The following is a 25807-nucleotide window of genomic DNA, read 5'->3' on the forward strand; positions in this document are numbered from 1 at the left end:
TCAGTTTCCTTATGCGATTGAGTTGGTTCACATTGAACAACAGCAAGGGTTGTATTTTCAATTTATCCGCTCCAAATTGGAGTCCACATCCCGATTCTTAAAGTCGGCACTTTTCTTATTTCCAAATCGATATTTTAATGACAGTGCCACTTCCCTCCCATCAGCATAATACACCCCATCGGCATTAACGCCATTTATGGCATAGCGCTCCTCAAAGTTCATGGCTCGAGTAATATCATTGAATCGTAATGTACAATCCCAATTGGTGAAAAGGGTTTTGGATACGGACGCCTCAAAAACTGCCAGGCCATTTCTTTTAAAAATACCCTCTTGCCGTCTGCCCATACCCCAGGCTCCCAAAACCAAAGTGGTGTCTTTTGCGATCTTCAGCTGGTGATTGGTATAGGCATAAACAAAGGGTTTAACGGTGGAAAAACCAGCGTCATCATCCTTTAGCTTGTTATAATTCAAGGAAATGGTGTTGTTTGAAGTCCATATCCCTTTGGAAAAAGGGAGGGTCACACCCGCATACACCCCAATTTCCTTGTCCAAATTTACCTGGGAAAGAACCGCCCTATCATTGGTTTCGTCATAGGAAATGGTAAAATTCATGGGGTCGGCACTTTGGTAATAAGTCATAAATAAAGTCTTGTTCTTTTTTTGATAGTTAAGCGAAACTTCATTGGTACGGGTGGGAATTAGGTTCACGTTACCCGCCCCTTCCAAAAATGGATTGATAAAAACCGTAATGGAGCTGGCCCTTGAAAAATCAGGTCGCCGGATGCTCCTCCCATAATTTAGGTTCAGGGTTTGGCTGGAATCCAAAGCAATGGCAACATTGGCCTTTGGAAACAGATTGGTCTGCGCTCTGGAAACTATGGGCGAACCGTCATTTACCGTGGCGCCATCAACCTTATTATATTCTATGCGCATACCCAACTCAAAATCGATTTTATTGCTAAGCTTACCAGAGACGGAACTATATGCGGCATACAATTTCTCTTCGTATGAAAAATCGATAATAGTTTCTTCGGCATTTGCCAAATCTTGGATTTCGGTAAACGCATCGGCCTTGGCTTTACTCAGATTTATCCCCGATTCCCATTTATGATCTTGTGATAACTCTTTTTCAATATCCAGTCGGAAGGCCAAGGAATGAATATCGTACTCCTGCTCCCGCTTTTGGTCCATTACAAACTCTGAATTGTCAATATTGTTTGCAATCTCCGTGGACAAGGTTTGGCTAAAGCCAGTACTTTGTACCCCCGAAAAAAGGTTCCACGAATCACTTAACTTTTTGTTGAAATTGAACGAGGCACTATAATAGTTCTTCGTTTGGTCATTCCCCGTATCTGTCTGGATAAATTGCTCTGCCCCATCCCGTAAAAAAGTATCCGTAACTATGGGGGCATCATCGGTCTGCAACCGTAAGGTCGTATTTAACGACACATAATCGGTTTCGTTCCATTGAAAGTAGGTGCCAAATCCAGCGTTGACCTGCAATCTGTCATTTCTTGGCACCAAAACAGTGTAATCCACGGCGACGTCCCTTGCCGGTATTTCGAACAGAAAACTATTGCTTTCCCACTGCAGCAGCTGGTTGTAGGCCAAATTGCCCCGAAATGTCCAATCATTGCTGGCGTAACTTGAGTTAAAATCCAGATAGTTGTTAAAATTCTGTTTTGAAGATGCCGTCTCGGATACACTTCCACGAAAACCTAGTTGGGCATTCTTTTTCAAGCTTATCAATAAGACTGCCCGACCTTCAGCTTCATATTTTGCAGATGGATTGTTGATCAGTTCAATCGTAGCTATCCCGTCAATCGGTAGCCCAACAAACTCTTCAATTGAAATGCGTTGATTGCCTAGATAAATCAAGGGATTGCCTTTGCCCAAAATGGAAATGGATTCCCTATCCGGTGCCACTTGTACATTGGGAAGTCTGGACAACAAATCAATGGGATTGGGTATGGATGAAAAATAGGGATTCTGGACATCCACCTTTAAATTACCTGATATGTATTCTATGGGATTCTTAGCTGCCACCACCTCAACTTCACTTAACTGGGTCGTTGCTTCTTTCAGGCTTATGGAGAACTGATGATCACCGGTAAGGGAAAAAGTTTCCTTATAGGTTTCAAACCCCAGAGCAGATACCTGTAATTGGTATTCCCCGATTGGGACATCTTCCAAGGTAAAATGACCTTCCAATATTGTGGCGTACTTCACCAATGTTTCGCTCCCTTCTATAAACAAAAGTGCATCCCCTACCGTCACTACGGTGCCGTTTTCATCGAAAACCTGTCCTGTGATTTGATGGGTATTTTGTGCGTTGGAATGGGAAACAACAAAAAAAAGTAAAGCAATTATTCGTCTCAAAACTGTCGTGTTTAAAGACAAATTAAGATTGGAAACACGCTTATTGAAGCATTTTAGCGGTCTGAATTAGGTACTAGCACCCGTATTTTTTTGCAGTAACTCTTGCCTCCCCTTTACATTGAGCTTGCTGTAAATACTCGTAATATGGGTTTTAACGGTACTCAGGCTTATGAAAAGCTCATTGGCAATTTCCTTATTGGTTTTACCCTCCAAAATCAAAGCCTTGACATTTTTTTCCTGTCTACTCAAGTGGGCATTGGGCAGGGTACGTCTACCCAGTTTAAAGCTGAGAATGCCCAAACCGGCGACCAATACAAGCAGAATCAGATTAAGCCATCTACTGGTTTTTAATTCCTGCTCTGTTGCCAGCTGGGTCAAATAGGCCAATCTTTTCTCCAAAAACCAGTATTCAGAGGCCTCAATGGGACTTTCTTTTAATTCGGACAACAATTCAAGATAGTAGGTTGGGTTTTCAGAAATGTCCTTATCCAATAATTTTTTATCCGCCAATTGTTTTATTCCAATTAGCTTCACCATCAAAATCTGTAATGAATCCTTTACAAAACCCTTTCTTGGGTCGATTTTGTTTTCTTGAGCCAGATATTGTTTTACCAACTTTGATTCAAAGGTTTTCAATTTTTGCCATTCCCTATCCCCTTGATTGGTATTGGTATACGCTCCAAAAACCTGAGGACCTTTCTTAAATTCGATTTTATCCTTCGCAGAGAACATAAAACGAACCTCCTTGTTCACGGAATCGTTTACAATTTTTCTGATCCGTTCCACATGGAGGCGATAAATCTTATTGCTATCCGAAAAGTGCTTTTTGTCAAACTTAAAAAATCCATCTTTTTGAACATCCGCTATAGCAATTGGTTTAGCCTCGTTTTGGTTTGCAGTATTCGAAACGGATAAGTGGCTCAAATAAATTTGTGGTTTCCAATTGGCGGAACTGTCAAAATTCACAAAACCCGAAACCGCCTGCTGCGCATTGAGTTGCAAACTGGATAAAACAAAAACAAGAAGCAGAATAAGGTTCTTCATCGCTTAAATTTACTGTATTTGTATTGCAGAAGCAATATTATTCCCAGTTTCATCTTTTTTGGTGCATGGACAACAATTTAGATCAAAAATCATATTATCACGATGTCCAAATCGGTATTTTTGCGCTTCAGTTTAAATAGAGTTCATGAAAAAGAACACAGCACAGCTCGAATTATCCAAAGAGGCCATGCAAGAATATGGATATCAGGTTGTTGATGCCATTGTAAACCACCATTGCACCCAGGGTGACCAGCAACCCGTTGCTCTTGGATCTAGGGAGGAAATGGACTCCCTGTTTTTGGAGGAAGCTCCCGAAAAGGGAACAAATCCAGATCAGGTGCTTCAATTTGTCTTGAAAGAGGTTATGACCAATAGCACCAATATGTCCCACCCCAAATCCTATTCCTTTGTTCCTGGCCCGAGCAACTATGTAAGCGTCATGGCAGATACGCTCGCCACAGGATACAATATTTTTTCGGGTGGGTGGGCAGCTTCACCAGCAGCAGCCGAATTGGAGATCATTACCATCCAATGGTTGCTCAAAATCTTTGGATTTCCAGCTAAAAAAGGCGGTGGAATATTCACCAGTGGAGGTTCCATGGCCAATTTAACGGCGCTTACCACGGCCAGAAAAGTAAAATGTGGTCAAGATTTCTCCAAAGCCGTGATTTACTTGTCGGACCAAGCCCATTCTTCCAATATTAAGGCCATCCGCGTTCTCGGATTTAAAAAAGAACAGATTCGGATTATCCCTACCGATATTGAATTTAAGTTTGCCGTAAACAAACTCAAAAACTGCATTGCCAAAGACCGATTGGAAGGGTTGCAGCCCTTTTGTTTGATAGCCACCTCGGGTACGACCAACACCGGGACAGTGGATCCATTGGTGGATTTGTCCAAAATCTGCAAAAAAGAAAATATTTGGTTCCATATTGATGGTGCCTACGGAGCCGCGGCCATTTTATCCAAAAAAGGCAAGTCGCTATTGAAAGGAATTGAGAAAGCGGATTCCTTGACCGTAGATCCTCACAAGTGGTTTTTCCAACCTTATGAAATGGGCTGTCTGTTAGTACGAAATCATAAACACCTCAGCCAAACCTTCACCGAAAAGCCAGAATATCTCAGGGACATTGAAGGTAATACCTCCGAAATCAACTTTTATGATCATGGAATCCAGCTGACCCGAAGGTTTAGGGCGCTTAAGTTCTATATGTCAATTAAGACATTCGGGCTTAAGGAATTTAGAAAGGCCATTACCTATAACATAGAACTTGCCGAAGAAGTTGAGAACCATCTGCGGAGCAGTCAGCATTGGGAGGTGATTTTTCCAGCGACCTTGGCGGTCATTAACTTTAGGTATCATCCTATTGGAAAAAAGTACTCGCCAAAACAACTAGATCAAATCAACCAGTACATATCAGAACAGGTGGTAACCTCACGAAAAGCCCTATTGGTGACCACTTTGCTGCACGGACAAGTGGTACTTCGCATGTGCTTGATCAATCCTAGAACAAGCTTTTCCGACGTGATGGAGACTTTGGAGCTTTGTGAACATTATGCCAGGGAATACACGCAAAAAATCCAAACAAAGCACTAGCGATACGATTCTGTTTTGCGTTTTTGTTGTTCAAAAATGGTGATGAACATGCGAACGCTAATATTTCTGGCGCGCTGTTTGGCCTTTTCAGCATTGGCTCCCACAAAATAGGTGTCTATGGTCTCAATCCAATGCCGTAGCCAAATCCCAAAGTGGTAATTGGTTATGGTATTGCCCATATTTTCATCCACTTCCGCATGCACCTTTAACGGGTTGCCTTTATATTTTTGGACAAAGAACAAATTGGTCTCCCAAAAATTGACCAGTTTTTCTATATGTTCTGGCCAATCCTTGATGGTTTCATTAAAAAAATGACCTATTTCCTTGTCCGCCCTTACTTTCTCATAAAAGCGGGTGACCAATAGGGTCACATCTTCCCGGGATTCAATTTCTACTCTGGACATCTCACAACAAATTTAAAATTAATGCCACGGTACTCACCACTAAACTAAGAATAAACAAGTTTATTACGATTTTGGGTTTTTGTTGCGACAAAACTGCGGCGTTGAATCCCATACAAGCTATAGTGACCAAAAAAAGTTGGACCATCTGCCATGCCTGCACGCCATTGATCAAGATGTACATGGCCGCTACAGAACCCAAACAGCTTTGGGCAATGATAAAAATTGTGGAATAGCCCCTTGCGTCCTTTTCAAATGCTTTTAAACTTTTAAGATATAGTTCCATAATCCTGTCATTTGTCATTGTATGGAACAAATTTATTTCCGATTGACCGGGCATTTTTATGACCGAAATCATATCCAAGCCTCTCTGGGAAGTTACCGCAGGATTTTATGCGATTGTAATTGTAAAAATCCCTTTTTTTCTAGGGATTTTACCGCCCTAATCACGGTTTCAACCCTTAACCCGGTCAAGTCGGCCATTTGTTGTCTGGACAATTCCACCAAATACAGCTCGGATTCGGGAATATGATGAATATGGGATTTGAAGTAATCGATGAGCTTCAGTAAGCGGTGCTCTGGATTTTCTGTGGAAATTTCGGCAACCATGGTTGCCTTATAATGCAACCTACTGGCCAAAACCTTGGTTAGTTCAAGGTGTACTTCGGGATGTTCTTTAAGCAATTGTAAGAATTTGGACTTTTCCAATTTCCAGACCACTGCATCCTCAACGGCCTCTGCTTGTGCTGGATAGTCCAAATCCTGAAACAAGGGCGGTTCACCAAAACTGGAACCTGGCGGAAAAATACCTTGAATATATTCTTTACCATCCTCGCTGTAGTTGTTCATTTTGATCTTACCGGACAAAACTTGAAAATAATACCGAGGTTGGGTGTCTATATGAAAAAGAACCTCCTTCTTCTTTAAGGCTATTTTTTGTGCTCCATATTGATCTAATAGCTCGTCTGGAATCATAGTTTTTCCTCAAATTCAATGCAATCCAAGCGAATGTCTTCGTGCTTCAACTGCTTTTCCAACAAGTGACAATAATGATTGGCCCTTGTTTTCTCATAAAATTTACAGGCAAAACAAGTACGCTGCACCGTTAATATACCTTCCCTGTTCAACTTGCTGATCAGTTGGGTCAAGACCTTAAAAAAGCCTTCTTTCTCCTCGGGCATAACATCGTCAAAAAAGTCAGTTAGGCCTCCCGCAAAATGTTGGGTGCTTTTTACTATTTCACTTCCCAAACTCGACAATAAAATGGTATAGCTACGGTTATCCTCTGAGGAGTAATCCTTGATAATCAAAGATTTTTTATCCAGAACCCGAATGGCGTCACTGATCGTGGGTTTGGTCACATTGAATTCCTGGGCCAGGGCACTAACGTTATTGTGTTCACTTTTGTGATAGGCCACAAAAAGCAAGATTTGAATCTGAATCGGACTCAATGCCAATTCCTTGGCCTTGTTCCAAAGCAGTACTTTAAAGGCCTGGGAAATACGCTCCAGACCTATAACAATCTTACTGGAAAGGTCTTCTTGCTGTCGAGTGGGGTCAAATGTACTTTTGTTTTCCATAAAAAAGTGCCTGCCGGGTGTACCGACAGGCAAAGTTAGCTATCCTAATTAAATTAGGAACAATTTTCCATTTCGACAATAAAGTACCCTTTGGTTCTAATCTCATCTTCCACTTCAGTTTGTACTGATTGGATATGGCAAAATCTGCATTCGTTGGAGGTAAGCGTACCTGTTTTAAATGTTTTGGTTTCTAAATACTGTTGCCCGTATAAAAAAATACGGCCCTCATCAGTTAATTCCTTGGGAACCAAAATATCGAAATGCATCGTTATGCCATCTTCCCTTTCCACGTAGGTATCCCATACTGCGATTTTCATAGTATCTACTTTACGGTATAAGGTAAGGATAGGTCTCCACTACTAACACTGTAAACCTCATAAACGCCCAACATAGGTAGTTCTTCGTTGCTCGTGTTTACTTTCATGAATGCGGACACTCCATCGTAATTAAATTCCGTTTGATGCTGAATCCGATAGTCCGGAACCACCACCTTAATATGATGAGAAGACGTTACGACAGGGTATCCAGGAGAGTCCATATACATGGGCATCCCAGGATTTGTTGGTGGCAACACCACAGTCTCATCCGCCTTTTTAAACTGTTTTACCGATAATCCACCCGCCACTCTTTTGTCTTCTACGAGCACCACCCAATGTGGGTGCCAAACTACTCCATCGTTGTTAAAATTGGCATCGCCATTTTCATCCCATAAGGGCGTATCATCAAAATCCGGATGGGAAGTCAGTGCCAAAGCCAAGATTCCCTCGGTTTTGCCAAATCCAACAAACTCCGGTTTAAGGGTGGTGGGAAACACATACCCTAGTACTGGGGCACCATCCAATTGACCCAATTTTTGTGGCACGGTGTTTCCTGCGCTTCCCTCCACCTTAATTTTCCAAACAGTGACCCCCAACTCTTCCTGATGGGTCACCTGAACGTCTTGTATCTTAAAATCCTCATTGTTGTAAGGACTTTGCTGGCCACACGAGGTCAACATATTTCCCATTAAGAGCAGTCCCAACAGGTATAAAGTTTTTGCTTTCATTTTATTTATTTAGGATTCCTAACTATGCAATATAAAATTAACCTTTCACGTCTACAATGGAAGCTCCAAAATTGATGTGAAGCACATTTCCATTAGGTGTAACCAATGCAGGAACCGACTTTACTCCATGTTGTTCCGCCTCGGGAATTCTAGCTTGGTCCTCCCCTAAATGAACGATGGAGACCTTTTCGGCTCCAATAAGGTTAACCAAATCTTGTTCGGCACTTACACATACTGGACATCCAGCATGATAAAAAACTGATCTACTCATTTGTCTTAAAATTTAAGTTATCGCACTATTGCGCTGCAAATATAGTAAGGATTCCTTATTATTAATTATTTTTCAGTAAATATTTAACTATTGCGTTTAGTTCCTCTTGCACTTTGGGGTCTGTGCTGTTGATCAGGATAGTGATCACCATCTCTTCTGTGGGATAGATAAAAAAATTGGAATACGCGCCTACGCTATTGCCTACATGCCCTACAAAGGGTATGCCTTGTTCATCTTGGCTCACCTGAAAACCCAATCCGTAGTAAGTAGCATCTCCATCCACCTTTTGCGAAGTGAGGATTTCTTGCATCAGCTCAGACCGTACCAATTTGCCCTCCAAAATGGCCACGCCCAACTTTCCAATATCCGAAGCTGTGGATAGGTATCCCCCGCCAGCTAATTTGTATTGGTTGTTAACCGAAACTGCCTTCTTAAAACCTCCTCTTGTTTTGGTATAGAACCCAGCTTTTTGCAAGCCTGTGGTCGTCAAAACACTTGGGTTTTGCTCAACCTGATTGGGTGAAAGGGTATGATGCATCCCCAATGGCCCCAATACTTTGTTCTGGACATATTGTTCAAAAGAAACTCCACTAGCTTCTTGCATGGCCAGGGAAAGTAGAACAAAATCAAAGCTATTGTACAAATACCCCTTCCCTGGTTGAAACTGCAAGGGGGTGCCCTTAAATACCTCAATGCTGTCCTTAATGGAATAAGGTAGGTTCAACGCATATTCCTTTCCGCGATATGATCTGATTCCAGCGGTATGGCCCGCCAATTGCCTCAAGCTAAAATCAAACTCTTTTTGGGGAAAATAGGGTACATGTTTATAAAAGGAATCGTCCAGGTCTAAGAGCCCCTCCTCTACCATCCTCGCCAAAGCAAGACCCGTAATGCATTTGGATACACTTGCTATTCTAAACAAGGTAGTTTGCGGATCAACCTCTGTTTTTTCTTCCAAATTGGCATAGCCATAGCCTTTTTGCAGCAATGGTCGACCTTGTTTTATCAAACCCACCGACATTCCGGGAATTCGAGTTTCGGTCGCCAAATCAGTGAACATGGCGTCTACCTTTTCAAGGCCCTGTAAATCCTCAATTGACCTTGCCCCAGGGTTGGAAAACCAACTTTTAATGTTTGAGAAAAATGCCTTCACCTTATATGCTTAAGTCTCCTAACATAGTGAGAATTCCAAAGAACAAAAAACGGGTTTTATCCCAAATGAGCAAGAACGGAAAAGTTACCCGTTCAAATTCCGTATACATTTGTGTCAAACAAAACATAAAATGCAATCCACGGACAATAGACAACTTTATCATCAAAAATTGAATCGTGTTGTGGAATACATACATAACCATCTGGACGAAAAAATTGACGTAAGGGCTTTGGCAGAACTCTCCCACTTTTCCCCTTTTCATTTTCATCGGATAACACGGGCCATGCTCGGTGAACCTATCGGAGCTTACATCAATAGGGTACGGTTGGAAGCTGCAGCCAAAATGATTCGATATACCACATTGTCCATGGAAGAGATCGGGTATAATATTGGATATGAAACCCCTTCTTCCCTAACCAAGGCCTTCAAGCATCATTTTGGGGTAACGCCCTCGGCCTACAGAAAAAACAAAACATTGAACTTAAATAGCGTAAATAAGATGGAAACAACATCCCTGAACATTAAAAAACCCAAAATCCTGACCGTTGAGGATAAAAATTGTATCTACATTACCCTCAAAGGGGCTTATCAAAAATTGGACTACCCTTCTGCTTGGGCTGCCCTCTGGGGAGAGGTCAAGAGCCAAAAACTGTTCACCGCCGGTATTGAACATATTGGTCTCCCATTTGACGACCCCAAGGTAACCGAAGAAAGCAATATTCGCTATGATGCCTGCCTAATCATTCATAAGGAAGCCAAGCCCAGTGGAAAGGTGGGGGTTAAAACCATAGCTGGCGGAAAATTTGCCGTGTTCCACTATCAAGGTAGTTATACCAAATTTGAGCAAGTTTACAACTACATCTTTAATACTTGGCTTATAGGGAGTGAATATGAACTCCGGGATGAGCCAGTTCGCGAGAAGTACTTGAACAATGCTGAAAAAACTGAGGAAAGCAAGCTTAAAACCGAGATTTACATCCCAATCAAATAATTAATCCCTAAAAATCAATCGCCCATTAAAGATTTCTTCCACATCAATTTCTGGAGGGCGATTGATGCTGACAACATCCCCTGTACTTCGGATTGTCCCTGAAATCCGTTGCTGGGGGTTTACCAGAATATCGTTGGTACCCCTATGGCTGACATTCACATTTTCAGCTACCAAATCTTCTGCCTCTATCCGGGAGTCCCCAGCGGCTATGTTCACATTGAGATTGGTAGTTGCACCACGCAACTTGAAGTATGCGATTCCGTTGACCACAACACTAACCGAAGTTGAGTTCAAGTTTAAATCGAAAGACCCATCGGTGGTTTCCGTTTCCGGATTGATAAAACTTTCGGATATTAAACTAAGGTTAGGGTATGAAAGTACACCATCACTGGAAATCAATAGCCCCGTGCTGCTCCTAATTTCTTCAATATTTGGCGAGGTTACATGGATGGTGGTTAGGCCGTAATCCCGAATAAAATTACACCCATTCGCATTCTCGAGGATGAGCCTGTCCCCTGACACCCTTGCCGATACTTCATTCTGGAGAAATTCCCCAGTTTCTATTTCCACCCTTTGGGTGTCACCCTCGGACAACACCAGGTTGATATTCTCAAAAACAGTGATTTTTGTAAAGTTGGACAGCTCGACAGTCCTTCGGGTCAAATCCCCGGCATTTTGAAAGCAATCGGGGACGTTGTCGCCGTTGCACGCGGCCAAAAGAAAAGCCAAAAACAAATAAAAAGACCTCACGACTGCCTGCCGGCCGGCAGACACGGCGCTCGGGGTGACATTCGCCCTGTTTTTTGGTTTTTTCAATGCTTTCATCATATATCTATAATCTGACCCCAATTCCAAATTCAACGGTTTCTGCTTTAGCTCCATGAGATTTTAGGGTGATGGCTCCGAAGAGCTTGTCCCCAAAATAGCGCTTCAATCCAATTCTATTATACATACGGCCTTCAAAATCGAATGGATAGTACACATAATACCCCAATTGGGTTTCAATACTCATTTTATTGATGAAAAGCTCGTGACCTGCAAAAATCCCAACCCTTTTAAAATCGGTGTCCGGTGCCACACCCAACTCAGGAAAGGAGGTGGCCTGAAGCCGAATCAGCTCCTTCAGAAAATTGGAGAAAAAAGCATCCACCCCAAACTGAATGGCACTTTTTCTCCCCAAACGCTTGTCCGCATAAGCAGAAAATATCCAAAAACCGTACCTGCCAGAATTGATCACATCACTTTCATTTACCCCGCCCCGTAACGCTAAATTATACTGGATTGGGTAGTTCTTTTTCTCTACTTTTTCCGTTGGAATGTAATCATAAGTCTGACCGCCACTTAAATCGTATGTCAATCCCAGATTTAAGGCAAAGGTATTGGTTGATGTATTGGGTGCTTTAAAATTGGCATTGGAATAGTGAATTAGGGAAATTCCGGCCTTGACACCCAAATTATGCCATAGATTATCCTTTTGATAATTGACCATGGCCATAGTGGAACTCAACAAATGTGTTCCGTAGGCATTGTTCCTGAAATTGGTGTCCTTGTCGTATGGATTGGTGTTGTAGGCAACACCCTGCCCCACTCTTAATTGTAGCTTCCGTTTAAAGAAATAGAAATTATAATGGGCATACAGACCCAAATGCTCTCCCAAGGTGGGATTGTTCATGCTCTGATAGATAAATGTAAATCCAGTATCTGGATACCCATACAGGCCTTCCCAAGCTTCCTGTCCATAACGTTTTCTGTTAATTCCCAGAATAAATCCGCTTGGATGTTCGGTGATCAAATGGGAAATATCCGGATTGTGCAAAAGGATGGAGCCATAGAAGTAATTCGCATCTATGACGTACTTTTTAAGTGGTTGGTCTTCCTGGCTGAATCCGCGGGTCACAGATAAACCCAATAGAACGCATAAAAGAAGTAGGTGCTTCATGAGGGGCAAAAATAGACATAATTGATTGAATCCAATGACTTACAAAACCACCTTGTCCCTTTGCTCCCGATCAGACAAATCTTAGAAAACAGCCTTAGCTATAGCCTTAATATTGTCAGATTTTCCCATGGAATAATAGTGAAGTACAGGTACCCCTGCATCCTTTAACTCCTTGGATTGCTGAATGCACCATTCTACGCCTACTTGACGTACTTCTTTGTTATTCTTGCAGGATTCCACAGCTTCTATCAGGTCCTCTGGAATATCCACTCGGAAAACTTGGGGCAATAGTTGCAAATGCCTTTTTACGGCAATGGGCTTAATTCCAGGGATTATGGGCACATCAATACCAATTTTTCGGGCTTCCTCAACAAATTCAAAGAATTTCTGGTTATCGAAAAACATCTGTGTCACCACATAATCAGCTCCCAATTCCACTTTTTGTTTCAGTCTTTTTAGATCCGATTTCAGGGAAGGTGCCTCCATATGCTTCTCTGGATATCCCGCTACGCCAATACAGAAATCGGCGCAATTATCGGTTTCAATCACCTCATGTAGATAATTGCCCTTGTTCAATTCTCGGATTTGGCCCACAAGGTCTGAAGCGTACTTATGCCCGCCAGAGGTCGGAGCAAAATATTTTTCCTCTTTCATGGCATCGCCCCTTAGCGCCATGACGTTGTCAATACCCAAATAGTGACAGTCCACCAACAAATATTCAGTCTCCTCCCTGGTAAACCCGCCGCATAGCACATGTGGAACGGTATCAACATCGTACTTGTGCTTGATTGAGGCACAGATTCCCAAAGTTCCGGGTCGCATGCGGGTGAGCTTTTTGTCCAAAAGCCCATCGCGGTCAATATAGACAAACTCCTCCCTAGAGGTGGTCACATCAATAAATGGGGGCTTAAACTCCATCAAAGGGTCTATGTTATTATATAGTTCCTGGATGCTCCTGCCTTTTACCGGGGGAATAATTTCGAAACTAAAAAGGGTTTCTCCTTTAGCTTGTTTTATGTGGTCTGTTACTTTCATTCAATTTATGTTGATGTAGGTTTTGTGGTTATTGGTTATTGGTTATTGGTTATTGAAAAAAATCAATTCTCCACGATGTTAGGGGCCAGCCATTTTTCAGCCTCCTCAATTGGCATTCCTTTTCGTTCCGCAAAATCCGCTACTTGATCCGGTTTAATTTTTCCCAATCCAAAATACTTTGTTTCGGGATGTCCAAAATAGTAGCCGCTCACACTGGCTGCTGGCCACATAGCCAAGCTGTCGGTCAATTGAACACCGATTTTTTCTTCCACTTTGAGCAATTCCCAGATAGTCAACTTCTCCAAGTGGTCAGGACATGCGGGATAGCCTGGAGCAGGGCGTATTCCTTGGTACTTCTCCTCGATCAGTTCATCGTTGGACAGGGTCTCTGATGTTGCATAACCCCAATGTTTGGTCCGCACTTCCTTATGTAGGTATTCCGCAAAGGCTTCTGCCAAACGATCTGCGAGTGCTTTAACCATGATGGAACCATAATCATCCAAGTTTTTTTCATATTCCTGCGCCAATTCTTGGGTGCCGAATCCTGTGGTCACACAAAAACAGCCCATATAATCCTGGATTCCTGTTGTCTTTGGAGCGATGAAATCTGCCAAAGCAATATTGGGAACGCCTTCACGCTTTTTTAACTGTTGTCTTAAGGTTCGGAAGGTGAATTTCTTGGAGTCTTGGTTCTCTACTGCAAGTGCAATGTCATCGTCATTGACCTGATGGGCTGGAAACAATCCAAAAATCGCCTTGGCTTTCAGCAGTTTTTCTTCCATAATCTGATTCAACATCTTTTGTGCATCCTGAAAAAGTTCTTGGGCTTGTTCGCCCACCACTTCATCCTTGAGAATATTGGGATACTTTCCATGCAGATCCCAACTTCGAAAGAAGGGGCTCCAATCAATGAAATCTTTCAGTTTTTTCAAATCGAAATCCTCCCAAACCTGAATTCCCAATGCTTTGGGTTCAGTGATATCCGAAGCCTTCCATGCAATCTGCAATTTATTTTGACGTGCTTCTTCCAGCGTCAAATACTCCTTCTGCTTGGTCCGGTTTAAAAATCGATCCCTAAAGCTCTCATAATCCAGCTTGATGGATTTCTTATACCCATCCGAAGTATCTTTTTGCAAAAGGTCACCCACCACGGTTACTGCCCTTGAGGCATCATTTACATGCACCACGGATTGACTATACACTGGGTCAATTTTTACAGCTGTATGGGCCTTACTGGTCGTTGCTCCCCCAATGAGCAAGGGAACCGTAAACTGTTGCCGTTCCATTTCCTTGGCCAAAAAGACCATCTCATCCAAGGAGGGGGTGATCAATCCGCTCAACCCAATAACATCTACCTGTTCTTCCCTTGCTTTCTGAATAATCACCTCTGGCGGCACCATCACACCGAGGTCAACAATTTCATAGTTGTTGCAGGCCAGTACCACACTTACGATGTTCTTTCCTATATCATGGACATCTCCCTTCACCGTGGCCATCAATATTTTACCGGCCGCGGCAGTACTGGCATCTTTGGATTCTTCAATATATGGTGTCAAATAAGCAACGGCCTTTTTCATAACCCTGGCCGATTTTACCACCTGTGGCAAAAACATCTTTCCACTTCCAAAAAGGTCGCCGACCACATTCATCCCGGTCATTAAATTCCCTTCAATCACCTCCAAAGGTCTTGAGGCTTGCTGACGAGCTTCTTCAATATCCTCCACAATGAATTGATCAATCCCCTTTACCAAAGCTCTGGTAATCCGATTTTGCAAGGGTTCCTCCCGCCAAGATAAGTCCACTTTGTTTTCCTTGGCCTTGCCCACAACGGTTTCGGCAAATTCCAATAGACGTTCCGTAGCATCATCCCGTCTATCCAGAATCACATCCTCTACATGTTCCAAAAGATCCTTGGGAATGTCATCATAGACTTCCAACAAAGCGGGATTTACAATTCCCATGTTCATCCCAGCCTCAATGGCGTGGTACAAAAACACGGAATGCATGGCCTCCCTTACGGGATTATTCCCCCTAAAAGAGAAAGAGACATTACTCACTCCCCCGCTAACGCTGCAATGGGGCAAATTTTCACGTACCCAGCGGGTTCCCTCAATAAAATCGATGGCATTATTACGGTGCTCTTCCATTCCTGTGGCCACCGGGAAAATGTTTAAATCGAAAATGATGTCTTCTGGAGGGAATTTTACCTGATTCACCAAAACATCATAAGAACGTTTGGCAATCTCTATCCTGCGCTCGTAGTTATCTGCCTGACCTACCTCATCAAATGCCATGACAATTACGGCAGCGCCATATCTTTTGATCAAAGTAGCCTGCCTAATGAATTCCGCCTCGCCTTCCTTTAAGCTGATGGAATTCACCACGCACTTTCCCTGGACTACCTGTAATCCCGCCTCAATAATTTCCCATTTGGAACTATCAATCATGATAGGAACACGGGCAATATCTGGTTCCGAGCCGATAAGGTTCAAAAAGTTGACCATGGCCTCTTTTCCATCTATAAGGCCATCATCCATGTTAATGTCGATAATTTGGGCACCACCCTCTACCTGATGACGCGCCACATCCAAGGCTTCCTCAAATTTCCGCTCCTTGATCAAGCGAAGGAACTTTTTGGATCCAGCCACATTGGTCCGCTCCCCCACATTGACAAAATTGCTTTCCGGGGTGATGATCAGGGGTTCCAGACCACTAAGTTTCAGGTATTTTGTGTTTTTATCTATCATTTAGCTATAATGCAATACTTCAGGAAAAGGTTCATAAAAATGGTGCAACAGCTTTTTCCAGTTTTGATATTCCTTGGATTTTCGAAATCCTTCTTCATGGTCTTCCAAGGTTTCCCATTTGACCAATAAAATGTATTGGTCTGGATTTTCAATACACTTTTTGAGTTCATGATGAATGTAACCTTTCATCGTTTCAATAATTAAAGAAGCTTCCTTGAAACTTGCTTCAAATTCCGACGTAAGGCCATTCTTTATGTTCAATATTGCCACCTCCAGTACCATATCACGTTAAATCAATACTTGAGACTTGCGAGGTTCATATTTCTTAACCAAATCTGCAATTTCCTTAATATGTTCGGGGGTGGTCCCACAACATCCTCCCACAATATTTACCAGGCTCTTTTCCAAATATTCCTTGATTTGCGCTGCCATTTGCTCGGGGGTCTCGTCATATTCTCCAAAGGCGTTGGGCAATCCAGCATTGGGGTGCGCAGAAATTGCAAATTCCGATTTGGCAGAAACTACCTCTAAATGGGGTACCAATTGATTTGCCCCTAAAGCACAGTTGAATCCAACGGATAAAATGGGCAAATGGGAAATGGATATCAAAAATGCCTCTGCAGTTTGGCCAGATAAGGTTCTCCCAGAGGCGTCGGTAATGGTACCACTTACCATAATAGGCACATGGATGTTCCGTTCTTCCTTTACCTCTTCAATCGCGAACAAGGCTGCCTTGGCATTCAGGGTATCAAAAATGGTCTCAACCAACAGAATATCTGCTCCCCCATCCAACAGGGCCTCTACCTGCTGCTTATAGGCTATTCGCAACTCATCAAAAGAAATGGCCCTAAAACCAGGGTCATTTACATCGGGCGACATGCTGGCCGTTTTATTGGTAGGCCCTATACTTCCAGCCACAAACCTGGGTTTATGCGGTTCTTTGGCCGTAAACTCATCTGCCACTTTTTTGGCAATCCTGGCCGACTCATAGTTAAGTTCGTACACCAGTTCTTCCATGTGGTAATCTGCCATAGCAATAGTAGTCCCAGAAAAGGTGTTGGTTTCCACGATATCCGCACCCGCCTCAAAGTACTTGGCGTGAACCTCCGCAATAGCTTCTGGCTGTGTCAGTGACAAGAGATCGTTATTCCCCACCAAGGGATGTTCCCAATCCTTGAAGCGTTCCCCGCGGAAATCTTCTTCGGTAAATTTGTATCGCTGCAGCATGGTACCCATGGCACCGTCCAATACCAGAATGCGTTTTTGTAAAATATCTTCAATTGCTTCCATAACAACATAGTCCCGTAAAGGGATTTAGATGTATCAAGAAAGTTGCGGAAACGACGTTGAGAAGTATTCTTTGCGTTATCCATCCCAGAACCACCATATTTTGATGTTTGAGGGTAGAATGTAGCACCTTCTTAGATCCAAGAAATGGAATTCCTAAGGGTTGCTAAGGCTTCATCGGGTCTATTCCCTCCACCTTTCTTGATAACCAATTCAATTTTTTAATGAACTGAGGACAAAATAACCACGTTTTGTCCTCAAAAACAACAGAAATCTACATTTTGTTGGTCAATACCCTCCTAAGCGTTGCATAAGAGGGCGTTGACTAACTCAAAATAATCTAAAAAAAGCTCTAGACTATACTTTGCACCACCTCTTTTTTGGCTTCTTTTTTGGATCCGTCAAATCCTTGCACTCCGCCAACGGTGGTATATTTCATTACAAATCGTTTATCTGGATTGATAATTTGATACGCATACTGACACATTACAGCTGCCTCATGGAATCCGGATAGAATCAATTTTAATTTGCCTTCATAGGTGTTTACATCGCCAATGGCAAATACACCTGGAATATTGGTCTGGTAATCCTTGGCATTGTTCACTTTGATAGCGTTCTTCTGAATTTCCAAGCCCCAATTTCCAATGGGTCCCAATTTTGGTGACAAACCAAACAATGGAATAAAGTAGTCTGTTTCCACATAGGTCTGGCCCTTGGCTTCATCGTTATGTTTGATGACCACCGCTTTTAGCTCATTTTCTCCGTGGATTTCCTTCACTTCAGCCTCGGTATACAATTGGATTTTCCCCAATTTGGCCAATTCAGAAGCTTTTTCAACAGAGTCCAAGGCGCCTCTAAACTCATTTCTTCGGTGTACCAAGGCCACTTCGGAAGCTACATCTGCTAAATAAATGGCCCAATCCAAGGCGGAATCACCTCCCCCTGCGATCACTACTTTTTTATCCCGATATACTTCAGGGTCCTTGATCATATAGACCACTCCTTTGTCCTCGTAGTTCGCAATATTGGAAATCAAGGGTTTTCTAGGCTCAAATGACCCTAATCCTCCAGCGATTACGACTACAGGAGCATGGTGTTGGGTTCCTTTGTTTGTAGTGACAATGAAAGAGCCATCCTCTTGTTTCTCCAAGGTTTCGGCCCGTTCTCCCAAAGTAAATCCAGGCTCAAAGGGCTTTATCTGCTCCATCAGCCTGTCTACTAAATCTCCTGCCAAAATCTCTGGATAAGCAGGGATATCATAAATCGGTTTTTTGGGATAAATCTCTGAACATTGGCCACCTGGTTGCGGAAGTGCATCAATCAAATGGGTCTTCAATTTTAAAAGTCCAGCTTCAAACACGGTAAATAAACCTGTTGGCCCAGCGCCAATTATAAGTATATCTGTCTTTATCATCTTATTCCTTTTTCTACTAACTCCAATTCTTTGTTTCTGTTTTCTCTTTGAATTTCCAATAATCGCTGTCGATGGTTCACCACCTCACCAATTAGTATAATGGCAGGATTGGATAACTGCTGCTCCTTTGCCTTGTACTCAATGGAAGCAACAGTACCAATTCCTATTTTTTCGTTTTCCATGGTGCCATTTTGAATAATGGCCACCGGTGTATTTTCTTTTCCTTCATTTTTGAACAGCTCCATGATTTCCCCCAACTTGGACATCCCCATCAAAATCAGGACCGTTGCGTTTGATTTGGCCGCCAATTCCACATCCTTTGACAGTTTGTGCTCTTTGGTAGTTCCCGTAATCACCCAGAAACTCTCGGTTGCACCTCTCTTGGTAACCGGAATATTTTGAGCTGCTGGGACAGAAACTGCGGAAGAAATCCCTGGTACAACGGCCACCTCAACACCAAATTGGGCTGCGTATTCCATTTCCTCAGCTCCACGGCCAAAAACGAATGGATCTCCGCCTTTAAGACGAACCACATGACCTTTGGTCTGTGCCCTTTGAACAATCAACTCATTGATTTGGTCCTGTTGATAGGAATAACATCCCTTTCGCTTTCCTACGAAAATCTTCTCCGCGTCCTGCGCATAATCCAAGAGTTGGGTATCTACCAAGGCATCATAAAGAACCACATCGGCAGCTCCCAAGGCTTTGATTCCCTTGAGTGTTATTAGATCCACATCACCGGGACCTGCTCCAACTACTGTTAATTTGCCGTTATACATGGGCTAATTCCAATTTTCTAAAGGCTTCCAATTTTTCCAACACTGATTTGGCGTCATCCAAAAAGCTTTCTGCAAATGCCTGACTTGGCTTGTTCTTGTTCAACTGTAGGGCCAAATCCGCAAAACTTCCTGTAAAGCCAATTTTATCCGTTTCCACGTAGAGTCTGTCAAAATCCTTGATAATCCCTGCATGGGTGTTCACTTTTACTTTTTCCGAAGTCAACAGGGCCTTGGCCGAGTTTACTATGGATTGATAGGAATAATAGATACTTGCCGCCCATTTTTCCTCGTTCACAGCTTCTTGGGCGCTGTCTATTTTTTCCTGACTTTCAAAGAATAGCGTAGCTACAAGATCCACAATGACCCCAGCACATTCACCAATACCTATCTCCTTTTTATACTTTTCCTCTGTTCCCCAATCAATAAAATCGTCTTGGGTAAGGTTTTCGATATCTGCCAAAGGTTTTAGGAAATCATAGAAGTAGTGCTCTCCTTTTTCCCAATAGTAATCGGCAAATGAGGCACCGTTTCCGTTACTGTTGAAATCGTCCAAAATCAACCTTAATGCTTGCGGCCCCCTTTTACTTGGAATCTTAATCACTTTGTCCGCAAATCTGGCTTTTCCATTTCCGAAATTTCCACCACCCAATAGCACTTGAAGTGCTGGGGCCACCAATTTATCCTTGGTGCGTATGGACATTCCCTGAAAACCAATGTTGGCCATATTGTGCTGCCCACAGGCATTCATACAACCACTAATTTTGATGACCACATCGGGGTTGCTTATATATTGTGGATACTCTGCTTTGATAACGCGTTCCAACTCTTCTGCAATACCGGTACTACTTGAAATTCCAAGGTTACAGGTATCTGTTCCCGGGCAGGCGGTAATGTCCAAGGCTTTATTGTACCCTGCTTCCGCAAATCCCAATTTTTGCAATTCGGTGTAAAAGAATGGTACCAACGCTTCCTTCACATGGGGAATCATTATATTTTGTCGCAGTGAAAGACGAATTTCCCCTGCTGCATAATCCTGGACCAATCGGGCCAGTTTTCTAGCTTTATCCGTATAGAAATCTCCCAATAGCACCTTGATTCCGATAGCCACATAGCCTTTTTGCTTTTGGGGAACCAAGTTGGTGGACTTCCAATTATTGAAAGCCTCCACATCCTCAATTTCCACTTGAGGCGCTTCCACATTGGCCACTACAGGCCTTGGATAACTTTCAAAGTTAATAGGATAGGTTTTATGTGGAATGGCCAATTGCTCCTCTTCCAATAGCGCCTTAAATCCATCAAGTCCAATGTCTTTGAGCAAGAATTTCAATCTAGCTTTGGCCCTACTCCTTCTCTCCCCATGACGGTCAAAGATGCGGATAACCCCTTCCATTAGTGGAATTATTTTATCTGTAGGTAAAAAGCTATACAATTCATCCGCATGACGCGGTTGCGAGCCCAAACCACCAGCAAGCATCACTTTGAATCCTCTTTCTCCATTTTTAACCTTGGCGATAAAGCCGAGATCGTGCATGTAGGAAAGCCCGGTATCTGCATCACTGGCAGAGAAGGAAACCTTGAACTTACGCCCCATTTCCTGACCAATGGGGTTTCTCAAAAAATATTGGAATACCGCATGGGCATACGGAGAAACATCAAAGGGTTCATCGACATCTATTCCAGCGGTTTCACTGGCGGTCACGTTCCGAACCGTATTGCCACAAGCTTCACGAAGGGTAACGTCATCCCGCTCCAATTCTGCCCATAGTTCAGGGGTTCGTTCCAAGTCCACGTAGTGGATTTGGATATCCTGTCTCGTGGTAATGTGCAATCTCCCTCTGGAATATTCATCAGAAACATCACAAATACGAAGTAGTTGTTTGGAGGACACCTTTCCATAAGGCAATTTGATCCTCACCATTTGAACACCTTGCTGACGCTGGCCATAGACTCCGCGAGCCAGACGCAGGCTTCTGAACTTTTCCTCGTCCACCTCGCCGCCCTTGAACTGTCTGATCTTGCGTTCCAGCTCAATGATGTCCTTTTCTACTACAGGATTTTCTATTTCTGTTCTAAAGCTTTGCATAATCGAATTATTGTAAATGAATTCCGCACTCCCTTGTTTCCAAGGCTTTTACAGGGTCAAAATAGGTACTGTTCTTTGGTAAATCGTAGGCTTCCAGGTAGCTGTCCAAGTCATCATCTGTCCAATAGTAAAAAGGACTCACTTTTAAAATACCGTCTTTTGAATAGCTCAAAATATCTTTCTCACTTCTGAGTGCAGTCTGACGAATGCGAATATTGGTAAACCAAATGTCAGGTTGGTGTTCTTCCAAGGCTCTTCGAAAAGGTTCAAGTTTTATGATTTCCGAAAACTCCAAATGTTCAGGTTGGTCTGCCGTGGGAAAACCCAAACGATGTTCTATAAATGCGCGAGTTTCTCTAGGTACATACGTATTTAAATTGAGCTCAAATCGCTCGGTCAACATACGTGCATGTTCATACGTTTCGGGCAGATTGTATCCAGTATCACACCATACCACATCGATTTTCGGGTCGATTCGTTGAAAAGTACTCAACAAAACTGCAGAGTACTTACCAAAACTTGTGGTTACAATGCGCTTATTGGACAACCGCATTGCCCATTCAATGATTTCTTCAGGCGGAATGCCCCTGAACTGCTTGTTGTAATATTCGGTATCGATATTTAATTTCATATTACCCTATGGATTTAATAGGAATATCAAAGATAGCCCTTCAAACGTAACAAATGGTTAAAAACTTTATAAATTTAGATTTACCCTATCGTTTTTATAGATTTTAATAAAATTGATGCTAAATTTTGAGGATTTCCTACCCGCTCCCTATGTAAACAACATATTTTTTGGCCTTAAGCAAATAGACGAAGGTGGCATTTCAATTGGGTTGAAAAGCGCTTTCCTTAACGCAATGCTTTTGCTTGCACATGCAAAGCTTGTTAAACAGAGACTAGGTATGTAATCCGCATTCGCGGTTTTCCAACACCTTGGTCGGGTCAAAGTACTTATGTTCGTTGGGAAGTTTGTATTCTGCCAAATAGAAATCCAACTGGGTATCGCTCCAATAGTAAAACGGGCTTACTTTTAGCACACCGTCACTACTTAGACTTAACACATCCAACGAATCCCTATGGGCTGTTTGTCCCTTTCTTAGGTTAGTAAACCAAATGTCCGGTTTATGCTCTTTCATGGCCCTTCTAAATGGTTCGAGTTTTACTTGTTCCGTAAAAATTGCATGCATGGGATCATCAATCTGTGGGATTCCCATGACGGCATCCCTATGGGCCGAGGTTTGCAATGGTACATAATGCTTAACGTTCAACCCCAAACGAGAAATCAGTTCTTCAGCATGCTTGTAGGTTTGGGGCGTATTGTAGCCTGTATCACACCAAATAACAGGTATATCGGCATCCACATCGGAAACCGCATGCAAAATAGCTACCTCATAAGGCCTAAAATTGGTGGTAACCACCGGATTTTTTCCATTATTGATGGCCCAAGAAATTATTTCATGAGGAGGTATTCCCCTAAACTGCTTGTTTAAACTTTCAATGTCTTCTGCTGTAAATGCCATAATCAAATATTTTTATTTGCCCCAGGAAATCGTGTTCCAAATTCTCTCATGAAAAAAATACAACACCATTTTAGTGACCAACTCTACCAAACCAATTGAAAAAGCAAGGGTCAACGTGCCCGTGATAATCCAAGAAATTATAATGGTATCAAGAGTTCCCACAATCCTCCAACTGATGGATTTAACGATGCTGCGCTTAGGGTTTTCAGAACTTTTATCTTTAGAGAAGGAAGCTTTTTGACCTTCTTTGTTTAGTACTAACTGATCTGCTATCATCTCCTTTTCTAATTTCCTATGGGATTAATAGGATAATTAAAAGTACTGTAATTTTTGAGAACTGATCGTTAATTCCAACACAAAATTGCCATTACCCCATAGTTTTTATAGATTTTAACAAAATTGAAACTGGATTTTATGGATTTTCCACCTGCATCCCATGCAAGCAGCATATATTTCAAGCTTAAGAAATTAAATCGGCCAAGGTGGTATTTCGGTACACTTCCAATGCACTGTCCCTTACTTGAAGCATTAACTTGTGGACAGAACATTTATTTTCATCGGGACAATCGTCGCATTTTTCATAGAAATTGAGGCTCACACAAGGAACCATGGCAATAGGACCTTCCAATACCCGAATAACCGAGGTCATTAAAATTTCATGGGGTTCCCTAATGAGATAGTACCCCCCTCCCTTTCCCTTTTTGGAGCCCAAAAATCCATTGCGGCGAAGCGTAAGAAGTATGCTTTCCAGAAATTTTTGGGAAATGTTCTCATGCTTCGCAATTTCAGCTATTTGCATGGGTTCCTTTCTATCTATGGAAGCTAAATAAGTAAGTGCTTTTAAGCCGTATTTTGTCTTCTTGGAGAGCATCTCACGAATATAGCCAAAAAAGACTTTCCCCGCCCACTATTTTAAGTGAACTGTGCAGCTCCTAACCAAGTGCCTGTTCTATATCTTGAACAATATCGTCAATATGCTCCAATCCCACCGAAACACGCACCATTCCATCTGAAATTCCAACTGCCTTTCGCTCCTCGGTAGTCAGTTTGCTATGTGTGGTGGACGCGGGATGAGTAACAATACTTCTAGAATCCCCAAGATTGGCAGATAGAGATAACATTTTTATCGAATCAAAGAATCTTTTGCCCGCTTCCAAACCTCCCTTTACCTCAAAAGCAACTACACATCCCCCTGCTTTCATTTGTTTTTTGGCAATTTCGTACTTGGGATGGGACTTTAAAAAAGGATATTTCACCCATTCCACTTTGGGATGATCTTCCAAAAAAGTGGCCAATGCCAAAGCATTGGAACAATGCCTATCTACCCGAAGTGCCAAAGTTTCCAGACTTTTGGACAGCACCCACGCGTTAAAAGGAGATAGTGCTGGCCCGGTAATTCGGGCAAAACGGTAAATTTTGTCCATCAGTTCATGACTCCCAACGGTAATACCGGCAAGTACCCTACCCTGACCATCCATTAACTTGGTTCCGGAATGAATGATCAAATCTGCTCCAAACTTTATGGGTTGTTGCAAGTAAGGCGAGGCAAAGCAGTTATCAATAATAAAGATTAACCCATGCTTTTTGGCTATGTTTCCAAGAACTTCCAAATCCAGGACATCAACACCGGGATTGGTAGGTGTTTCCGCATAAATTATCTTGGTCTTGGAGGTAATGAGACCCTCCAAGGCATCCAGGTCATTCACATCAAAATAGCTGGTGGAAATGTCCCACTTTGGAAAAAACTGGGTAAACAAGGTATGTGTGGATCCAAAGACGCTCTTACAGGATACAATATGATCTCCGCATTCAAGCAAAGCTACAAAGGTGGAATACACCGCAGCCATCCCTGATGCAAATGCAAAACCGGCTTCCGCCCCTTCCATTTTACAAACCTTGTCGATGAACTCTGTGGAAGTGGGATTGGAATACCGAGAATAGATATTCCTGTCCTTTTCTTCCGCAAAAGAAGCCCTCATGTCCTCCGCATCCTCAAATACAAAGCTCGATGTGAGGTACATTGGTGTGGAATGCTCCAGAAATTGTGATCGCTCTGTTTGCGTTCTAACCGCTTCTGTTTCAAATTTGCGGGTATTATTATTTGATTCCTTTGTCATATTCTTCTATTCAGTGACTAAGCGTCGATGAGGGCATACTATTCCTTCTCTTTAAAATATCTATAATGTGTTTCATTCTTGCATTCAGCTAAATTGGGAAAGGTTTCAAATGCTCCATTAATCAGAGCTTCTTTTTTAATCCTGGACCAACCTTGAATTTGTTTTTCACGGCTAAATGCAGTATCAATTCTCAAATATTCTTCAACGTATACTAATTGTACTGGTAATCTTTTTTTGGTATGATTCGCTCCTCTTCCGTCTTTATGCTCATTAAGCCTTTTATCCAAATCTATAGTGCTGCCCGTGTAATAGCTTCCATCTGCACATTCCAATATATAAACATACCCCTTCATAATCTATTTCATTGTGGCTTCGACTTCGCTCAGCCACCAAAATCAAACCTTTAAAGGTAGCTGAGC

27 protein-coding genes and 1 riboswitch are annotated in these 25807 nt (G+C 42.5%); of the genes, 2 read left to right on the forward strand and 25 right to left on the reverse strand.

Annotation, left to right across the window (positions count from 1 at the left end; genetic code table 11):
• Positions 1–57 precede the first annotated feature (57 nt).
• Both ACRHOZ_RS15860 and ACRHOZ_RS15865 read right to left on the reverse strand, forming a co-directional pair.
• On the reverse strand, positions 58–2379 hold the full coding sequence (locus tag ACRHOZ_RS15860) for a TonB-dependent receptor domain-containing protein (protein ID WP_431127469.1): 2322 nt from the start codon (positions 2377–2379) through the stop codon (positions 58–60).
• A gap of 66 nt (positions 2380–2445) precedes the next feature.
• On the reverse strand, positions 2446–3423 hold the full coding sequence (locus tag ACRHOZ_RS15865; RefSeq protein WP_431127472.1) for a LuxR C-terminal-related transcriptional regulator: 978 nt from the start codon (positions 3421–3423) through the stop codon (positions 2446–2448).
• 145 nt (positions 3424–3568) lie between these two features.
• Between ACRHOZ_RS15865 and ACRHOZ_RS15870 the strand changes: the two genes are divergently transcribed.
• The gene (locus tag ACRHOZ_RS15870) at positions 3569–5020 is read left to right on the forward strand and encodes a pyridoxal phosphate-dependent decarboxylase family protein (protein WP_431127474.1); all 1452 of its coding nucleotides are present in this window, start codon (positions 3569–3571) and stop codon (positions 5018–5020) included.
• Here the strand turns inward: ACRHOZ_RS15870 and ACRHOZ_RS15875 are convergent.
• From ACRHOZ_RS15875 to ACRHOZ_RS15910, 8 genes are all read right to left on the reverse strand, one after another.
• Positions 5017–5424 (reverse strand): group III truncated hemoglobin, encoded by a 408-nt coding sequence (locus ACRHOZ_RS15875; protein WP_431127477.1) that lies wholly within the window; start codon positions 5422–5424, stop codon positions 5017–5019. The genes ACRHOZ_RS15870 and ACRHOZ_RS15875 overlap by 4 nt on opposite strands.
• 1 nt (position 5425) lies before the next feature.
• The gene (locus tag ACRHOZ_RS15880) at positions 5426–5707 is read right to left on the reverse strand and encodes a hypothetical protein (RefSeq protein ID WP_431127480.1); all 282 of its coding nucleotides are present in this window, start codon (positions 5705–5707) and stop codon (positions 5426–5428) included.
• Between the two features lie 92 nt (positions 5708–5799).
• Complete coding sequence (locus ACRHOZ_RS15885) at positions 5800–6396, reverse strand: Crp/Fnr family transcriptional regulator (RefSeq protein WP_431127483.1); 597 nt, start codon at positions 6394–6396, stop codon at positions 5800–5802.
• Positions 6393–7001 (reverse strand): MarR family winged helix-turn-helix transcriptional regulator, encoded by a 609-nt coding sequence (locus tag ACRHOZ_RS15890; protein WP_431127486.1) that lies wholly within the window; start codon positions 6999–7001, stop codon positions 6393–6395. The genes ACRHOZ_RS15885 and ACRHOZ_RS15890 overlap by 4 nt, the downstream gene beginning before the upstream one ends.
• A 53-nt stretch (positions 7002–7054) precedes the next feature.
• A complete protein-coding gene (locus ACRHOZ_RS15895) occupies positions 7055–7318 on the reverse strand; it encodes a DUF2024 family protein (protein ID WP_431127489.1) in 264 nt (87 codons plus the stop codon).
• 5 nt (positions 7319–7323) lie between these two features.
• Entirely contained in the window at positions 7324–8046 is a 723-nt protein-coding gene (locus ACRHOZ_RS15900; protein ID WP_431127492.1) for a hypothetical protein, read from the reverse strand.
• A gap of 37 nt (positions 8047–8083) precedes the next feature.
• Positions 8084–8317, reverse strand: a complete 234-nt coding sequence (locus tag ACRHOZ_RS15905) for a thioredoxin family protein (RefSeq protein WP_431127495.1) — start codon at positions 8315–8317, stop codon at positions 8084–8086.
• A gap of 61 nt (positions 8318–8378) precedes the next feature.
• On the reverse strand, positions 8379–9470 hold the full coding sequence (locus tag ACRHOZ_RS15910) for a serine hydrolase domain-containing protein (RefSeq protein WP_431127498.1): 1092 nt from the start codon (positions 9468–9470) through the stop codon (positions 8379–8381).
• A 130-nt stretch (positions 9471–9600) separates the two neighbouring features.
• Here ACRHOZ_RS15910 and ACRHOZ_RS15915 point away from each other — a divergent pair, with 130 nt between their 5' ends.
• Positions 9601–10461, forward strand: a complete 861-nt coding sequence (locus ACRHOZ_RS15915; protein ID WP_431127501.1) for an AraC family transcriptional regulator — start codon at positions 9601–9603, stop codon at positions 10459–10461.
• On the opposite strand, the gene ACRHOZ_RS15920 is transcribed toward ACRHOZ_RS15915, so the two are convergent.
• The 15 genes from ACRHOZ_RS15920 to ACRHOZ_RS15990 all read right to left on the reverse strand — a co-directional run bounded on the left by ACRHOZ_RS15920 (position 10462) and on the right by ACRHOZ_RS15990 (position 25741).
• A complete protein-coding gene (locus tag ACRHOZ_RS15920) occupies positions 10462–11343 on the reverse strand; it encodes a head GIN domain-containing protein (RefSeq protein ID WP_431127504.1) in 882 nt (293 codons plus the stop codon). It lies immediately after the preceding gene.
• A complete protein-coding gene (locus ACRHOZ_RS15925) occupies positions 11294–12400 on the reverse strand; it encodes an acyloxyacyl hydrolase (RefSeq protein WP_431127507.1) in 1107 nt (368 codons plus the stop codon). Before ACRHOZ_RS15925 ends, ACRHOZ_RS15920 begins: the two co-directional genes overlap by 50 nt.
• 81 nt (positions 12401–12481) lie before the next feature.
• The gene (gene metF / locus ACRHOZ_RS15930) at positions 12482–13435 is read right to left on the reverse strand and encodes a methylenetetrahydrofolate reductase [NAD(P)H] (protein WP_431127510.1); all 954 of its coding nucleotides are present in this window, start codon (positions 13433–13435) and stop codon (positions 12482–12484) included.
• A gap of 62 nt (positions 13436–13497) precedes the next feature.
• Complete coding sequence (gene metH, locus ACRHOZ_RS15935; RefSeq protein ID WP_431127513.1) at positions 13498–16182, reverse strand: methionine synthase; 2685 nt, start codon at positions 16180–16182, stop codon at positions 13498–13500.
• A complete protein-coding gene (locus tag ACRHOZ_RS15940; RefSeq protein ID WP_431127516.1) occupies positions 16183–16464 on the reverse strand; it encodes an antibiotic biosynthesis monooxygenase family protein in 282 nt (93 codons plus the stop codon).
• 6 nt (positions 16465–16470) lie between these two features.
• Positions 16471–17472 carry a homocysteine S-methyltransferase family protein gene (locus ACRHOZ_RS15945; RefSeq protein WP_431127519.1) on the reverse strand — a complete coding sequence of 334 codons (1002 nt, stop codon included), beginning with the start codon at positions 17470–17472 and terminating at the stop codon, positions 16471–16473.
• 72 nt (positions 17473–17544) lie between these two features.
• A riboswitch (SAM riboswitch) is annotated at positions 17545–17680 on the reverse strand.
• 141 nt (positions 17681–17821) lie between these two features.
• Positions 17822–18883, reverse strand: a complete 1062-nt coding sequence (locus ACRHOZ_RS15950) for an NAD(P)/FAD-dependent oxidoreductase (protein ID WP_422350335.1) — start codon at positions 18881–18883, stop codon at positions 17822–17824.
• The gene (gene cobA, locus ACRHOZ_RS15955; protein WP_431127523.1) at positions 18880–19662 is read right to left on the reverse strand and encodes a uroporphyrinogen-III C-methyltransferase; all 783 of its coding nucleotides are present in this window, start codon (positions 19660–19662) and stop codon (positions 18880–18882) included. The genes ACRHOZ_RS15950 and cobA overlap by 4 nt, the downstream gene beginning before the upstream one ends.
• On the reverse strand, positions 19655–21745 hold the full coding sequence (locus ACRHOZ_RS15960; protein ID WP_431127526.1) for a HEPN domain-containing protein: 2091 nt from the start codon (positions 21743–21745) through the stop codon (positions 19655–19657). Before ACRHOZ_RS15960 ends, cobA begins: the two co-directional genes overlap by 8 nt.
• Before the next feature lie 7 nt (positions 21746–21752).
• Positions 21753–22376 carry a phosphoadenosine phosphosulfate reductase family protein gene (locus ACRHOZ_RS15965; RefSeq protein ID WP_431127528.1) on the reverse strand — a complete coding sequence of 208 codons (624 nt, stop codon included), beginning with the start codon at positions 22374–22376 and terminating at the stop codon, positions 21753–21755.
• 271 nt (positions 22377–22647) lie between these two features.
• Complete coding sequence (locus ACRHOZ_RS15970; protein ID WP_431127531.1) at positions 22648–23271, reverse strand: phosphoadenosine phosphosulfate reductase family protein; 624 nt, start codon at positions 23269–23271, stop codon at positions 22648–22650.
• Between the two features lie 12 nt (positions 23272–23283).
• Positions 23284–23547, reverse strand: a complete 264-nt coding sequence (locus ACRHOZ_RS15975) for a DUF2061 domain-containing protein (protein WP_431127534.1) — start codon at positions 23545–23547, stop codon at positions 23284–23286.
• Between the two features lie 184 nt (positions 23548–23731).
• Positions 23732–24142 carry an RrF2 family transcriptional regulator gene (locus ACRHOZ_RS15980; RefSeq protein ID WP_431127537.1) on the reverse strand — a complete coding sequence of 137 codons (411 nt, stop codon included), beginning with the start codon at positions 24140–24142 and terminating at the stop codon, positions 23732–23734.
• Positions 24143–24203: 61 nt separating this feature from the next.
• Positions 24204–25388, reverse strand: a complete 1185-nt coding sequence (locus ACRHOZ_RS15985) for a trans-sulfuration enzyme family protein (protein WP_431127540.1) — start codon at positions 25386–25388, stop codon at positions 24204–24206.
• A 38-nt stretch (positions 25389–25426) separates the two neighbouring features.
• The gene (locus ACRHOZ_RS15990) at positions 25427–25741 is read right to left on the reverse strand and encodes a GIY-YIG nuclease family protein (RefSeq protein WP_431127543.1); all 315 of its coding nucleotides are present in this window, start codon (positions 25739–25741) and stop codon (positions 25427–25429) included.
• Between the last annotated feature and the right edge of the window lie 66 nt (positions 25742–25807).

Source organism: Flagellimonas flava (assembly GCF_050617915.1).
Lineage (GTDB): Bacteria > Bacteroidota > Bacteroidia > Flavobacteriales > Flavobacteriaceae > Flagellimonas > Flagellimonas flava_A.

Coding starts and splice junctions, on each gene's coding strand:
- ACRHOZ_RS15865 (WP_431127472.1), bottom strand. CDS start 3,423: ATGAAGAACCTTATTCTGCTTCTTGTTTTTGTTTTATCCAGTTTGCAA.
- ACRHOZ_RS15870 (WP_431127474.1), top strand. CDS start 3,569: ATGAAAAAGAACACAGCACAGCTCGAATTATCCAAAGAGGCCATGCAA.
- ACRHOZ_RS15875 (WP_431127477.1), bottom strand. CDS start 5,424: ATGTCCAGAGTAGAAATTGAATCCCGGGAAGATGTGACCCTATTGGTC.
- ACRHOZ_RS15880 (WP_431127480.1), bottom strand. CDS start 5,707: ATGGAACTATATCTTAAAAGTTTAAAAGCATTTGAAAAGGACGCAAGG.
- ACRHOZ_RS15885 (WP_431127483.1), bottom strand. CDS start 6,396: ATGATTCCAGACGAGCTATTAGATCAATATGGAGCACAAAAAATAGCC.
- ACRHOZ_RS15890 (WP_431127486.1), bottom strand. CDS start 7,001: ATGGAAAACAAAAGTACATTTGACCCCACTCGACAGCAAGAAGACCTT.
- ACRHOZ_RS15895 (WP_431127489.1), bottom strand. CDS start 7,318: ATGAAAATCGCAGTATGGGATACCTACGTGGAAAGGGAAGATGGCATA.
- ACRHOZ_RS15900 (WP_431127492.1), bottom strand. CDS start 8,046: ATGAAAGCAAAAACTTTATACCTGTTGGGACTGCTCTTAATGGGAAAT.
- ACRHOZ_RS15905 (WP_431127495.1), bottom strand. CDS start 8,317: ATGAGTAGATCAGTTTTTTATCATGCTGGATGTCCAGTATGTGTAAGT.
- ACRHOZ_RS15915 (WP_431127501.1), top strand. CDS start 9,601: ATGCAATCCACGGACAATAGACAACTTTATCATCAAAAATTGAATCGT.
- ACRHOZ_RS15920 (WP_431127504.1), bottom strand. CDS start 11,343: ATGGAGCTAAAGCAGAAACCGTTGAATTTGGAATTGGGGTCAGATTAT.
- ACRHOZ_RS15925 (WP_431127507.1), bottom strand. CDS start 12,400: ATGAAGCACCTACTTCTTTTATGCGTTCTATTGGGTTTATCTGTGACC.
- metF (WP_431127510.1), bottom strand. CDS start 13,435: ATGAAAGTAACAGACCACATAAAACAAGCTAAAGGAGAAACCCTTTTT.
- metH (WP_431127513.1), bottom strand. CDS start 16,182: ATGATAGATAAAAACACAAAATACCTGAAACTTAGTGGTCTGGAACCC.
- ACRHOZ_RS15940 (WP_431127516.1), bottom strand. CDS start 16,464: ATGGTACTGGAGGTGGCAATATTGAACATAAAGAATGGCCTTACGTCG.
- ACRHOZ_RS15945 (WP_431127519.1), bottom strand. CDS start 17,472: ATGGAAGCAATTGAAGATATTTTACAAAAACGCATTCTGGTATTGGAC.
- ACRHOZ_RS15950 (WP_422350335.1), bottom strand. CDS start 18,883: ATGATAAAGACAGATATACTTATAATTGGCGCTGGGCCAACAGGTTTA.
- cobA (WP_431127523.1), bottom strand. CDS start 19,662: ATGTATAACGGCAAATTAACAGTAGTTGGAGCAGGTCCCGGTGATGTG.
- ACRHOZ_RS15960 (WP_431127526.1), bottom strand. CDS start 21,745: ATGCAAAGCTTTAGAACAGAAATAGAAAATCCTGTAGTAGAAAAGGAC.
- ACRHOZ_RS15965 (WP_431127528.1), bottom strand. CDS start 22,376: ATGAAATTAAATATCGATACCGAATATTACAACAAGCAGTTCAGGGGC.
- ACRHOZ_RS15970 (WP_431127531.1), bottom strand. CDS start 23,271: ATGGCATTTACAGCAGAAGACATTGAAAGTTTAAACAAGCAGTTTAGG.
- ACRHOZ_RS15975 (WP_431127534.1), bottom strand. CDS start 23,547: ATGATAGCAGATCAGTTAGTACTAAACAAAGAAGGTCAAAAAGCTTCC.
- ACRHOZ_RS15980 (WP_431127537.1), bottom strand. CDS start 24,142: ATGCTCTCCAAGAAGACAAAATACGGCTTAAAAGCACTTACTTATTTA.
- ACRHOZ_RS15985 (WP_431127540.1), bottom strand. CDS start 25,388: ATGACAAAGGAATCAAATAATAATACCCGCAAATTTGAAACAGAAGCG.
- ACRHOZ_RS15990 (WP_431127543.1), bottom strand. CDS start 25,741: ATGAAGGGGTATGTTTATATATTGGAATGTGCAGATGGAAGCTATTAC.